This is a genomic window from Corallococcus sp. 4LFB (assembly GCF_046520365.1).
Taxonomy (GTDB): Bacteria; Myxococcota; Myxococcia; order Myxococcales; family Myxococcaceae; genus Corallococcus; species Corallococcus caeni.
On record NZ_JBKGHJ010001131.1, the window covers coordinates 1 to 852 of the forward strand.

At 74.9% G+C, this 852-nt stretch carries 1 pseudogene; it reads left to right on the forward strand.

What is annotated here, in order from left to right:
• Window positions 1-688: pseudogene (locus ACLEQD_RS44520) on the forward strand (PKD domain-containing protein); the annotation flags it as partial.
• Between the last annotated feature and the right edge of the window lie 164 nt (window positions 689-852).

Sequence of the window (852 nt, forward strand, 5' to 3'; positions counted from 1 at the left end):
CCCGGAGGAGCTGGCGCGGCTGGTGTTCGGGGCTCCGGAGTCGCCCCGGCGGCAGCGGACGCTGGAGCGCTGGCGCAAGCAGGGGCTGGACGCGGAGCCGCTGTTGAAGGCGCTGCGCGGCGACGTGGCGATGCTCGTCTACTTCGACGCCGCGGCCTTCTTCCGGAGCTTCATCCGGGACCAGCGCCCGGCCCCGAAGGGCACCGTGGTGATGGAGGCGGGGCTCACGTCCGTGGAGCCGGTGCTCCAGCTCATCCAGAAGCAGCTGCAGGACAACGCGCTCGTCTTCCAGAAGGAGGCGCAGGGCAGCACCACGCGCTTCCGCACGCGGCTGCTGGAGCAGCCGGTGTCGCTCACGCTCACCCCGGAGCGCGCCACGCTGGAGGCGGGCGAGGTGCTCGCCGGCCGCGAGACGGGCGACGTGGGCGCGACGCTGCGCACGCGCTTCGGCGCGGAGGCCTTCGGCCCGGGCCACCTGTCGCTGATGGTGGACATGGGGCGGCTGCGGGCGGACCTCGCCGGGGTGCGTGAGGTGCCGGGCGTCGGCACGGGGCAGCTGCTGGCGAGCCAGGTCTTCGTGTCCGCGCTCCTGGAGCGGCTCACCCCGTTCGAGTACGGGTTCCTCGACTTCTCCCCCGCGGAAGGCGGCGGCCGGCTCCAGGGCCGCGTCGTGCTGCGCGAGCGGTAGGCACACGCCAGGAGGCGCCAAGGCCATGTCCGTCACGGTGCTGTACTTCGCCGCGGCCCGCGAGCGCGCGGGCCTGTCGCGCGAGTCGTTGGACGTGCCCCCCGGGGCGCGCGTGTCGGACGTGCTCGCGCTGCTCGCCGCGAAGCACCCGCCGCTGGCGCCGC